The organism is Vibrio sp. D173a, assembly GCF_030248475.1.
On the sequence record NZ_JAHGAH010000314.1, the window covers coordinates 1 to 2,157 of the forward strand.

A 2,157-nucleotide genomic window follows, 5' to 3' on the forward strand; every position below is an offset into this window, starting at 1 on the left:
GGGGCGTGCGACGTGAGGTCGTATGAAGCGCTGTTCACCGCTCAACGAGTGAACCATCTGTATCACCAGATGAACCTAGGACTCTGAATAAAGTAGCGAGTCTGACAATGTAACGAAGGTTGGCATTTGCCAATCGGGATCGAAATCGTGAGAAGACGATCCTCCTGATAACCACGAGTCGGGTAAGTGCTAGGTAGTCAGTATGATGAACATATGTGAATCCGTGTAAGGTGCGTTATGTGATGAAACAGCGGAAGTGGTTAATACGCTGTAGCCAAAAGGCAAGAGAGTCGGAAAGAGATTGCCCCATGCTCTTTCGTGATCGTTGAACTCTCCGCACCATAGCGGGCATCTACCCTGACATTGCGCGACATACGGAACACGGTAAGCCTGTATCACTCCCTCTGGGAAAGTCTTTGCGACCGATAGTGATGCAGGTAGAGGAGGTTGGAAAAAGCGAAGGCTGCATTGTAACGATACAGATACAGATCCTTATCTGGCACGAAAGTGGGCTGACTTCCGACTGGTCTTCCGTTGCAAGAGAATTTGAAGAACTTTATTCAAGGAGAAACGCAAATGATGATTTCAAAAGAGATTAGTGCCTCTCCTGACAGTGCTCAGTGGCAATCCATAAATTGGAAAGCCGTTGAATCCCATGTTTTAAAGCTTCAGATGCGTATTGCAAAGGCAACACGAGAAGGTAAACACGGCAAAGCGAAAGCATTGCAGTGGATACTGACTCACTCGCGCTCAGCAAAACTTCTTGCTGTTAAGCGGGTATCACAAAATAAAGGCAGTAAAACGCCTGGAATTGACGGCGTTATCTGGAATACAGATACGCGCCGCATGAAAGCAGTCAATCAATTGAGCAGAAAAGCTTATCTAGCCAAACCGCTCAAGCGTATCTACATCCCCAAGAAAAACGGCAAACTCAGACCACTGGGTATCCCCTGTATGGTCGATAGAGCGCAGCAAGCGCTTCATCTTCTTGCACTAGAGCCAGTATCAGAAACACTTGCCGATCCTAACAGCTATGGATTTAGACCAAATCGAAGCACTGCTGATGCTATCGCGCAGTGCTTCAAGTGTCTGGCACTAAAGAAATCAGCTCAGTGGGTACTTGAGGGAGACATCAAAGCCTGTTTCGACAAGATTGGGCATCAATGGCTTATGAACAACATTGCCGTGGATAAACGCATGTTGGAACAATGGTTAAAGTCTGGTTTTATGGACAAAGGGCTGTTCTATCGTACAGATGAGGGAACACCTCAAGGCGGGGTTATATCCCCCACCTTGATGCTAATGACCCTTGCAGGAATTGAGCAGCGCATAAAGTCTACCGCTCTCAAAAAGGGGGCAAGAGCTAACTTTATTGGATACGCCGACGATTTCGTCGTCACCTGTGCTTCAAAGGAAGTGCTGGAGAACGATATCAAACCGTTGATTGCTGATTTCTTAGCAGAAAGAGGCTTAACACTCTCCGAAGAGAAAACGCACATTACTCATATCAGTCGTGGTTTTGATTTCCTAGGTTTTAACCATAGGAAGTACAAAGGAAAATTGCTCATTAAACCGAGTAAATCCAACACACTGTTGTTCTTGAGTAACTTGCGCGAACTCATCAAAAAGCACGCAACTATCCCCGTCAACGATTTAATCAAATTGATAAATCCGAAACTACGGGGCTGGTCGAATTACTATCGACACTGCGTGGCCAAACAGGTATTCGGATATGTAGGTCACAAGCTATTCCATACGCTATGGCACTGGGCTAAAAGGCGTCATCCAACCAAATCGAGAACTTGGATCGCTCTTAAGTACTTCATCAACCGTCAAGGCCAATGGCAATTTCACGGTTGGCAGAAGATCATGAATATGGATTGTCAGTTCAATCTGTTTCAAATAGCCAAGGTGCCAATAGAGAGACATGTGAAAATCAGGAGTGCCGCAACGCCTTTTGACCCTCAATACCAAGAATACTTGGCAAAGAGAAAGTCAAAAAGGCAATGTCGTAACTCTTGGCATGAGCCTGCTCTCGCTGCTTTATAAGTTGCTGGGTGCCAATAGGTGCCTTCGTGAAGGCTTGAGCCTAGTGCGGTGAAAGTTGCACGCTGGGTTCTTAGAGGGACGGCACTTGGTAACAAGTGTCGTCTACTC

Annotated in this window: 1 protein-coding gene; it reads left to right on the top strand. The window is 46.3% G+C overall.

Going from position 1 to position 2,157, the window contains the following annotated elements; genetic code table 11:
* Positions 1 to 576: 576 nt before the first annotated feature.
* A complete protein-coding gene (gene ltrA, locus KIV40_RS24985; RefSeq protein WP_214251541.1) occupies positions 577 to 2,049 on the top strand; it encodes a group II intron reverse transcriptase/maturase in 1,473 nt (490 codons plus the stop codon).
* Positions 2,050 to 2,157: the final 108 nt, after the last annotated feature.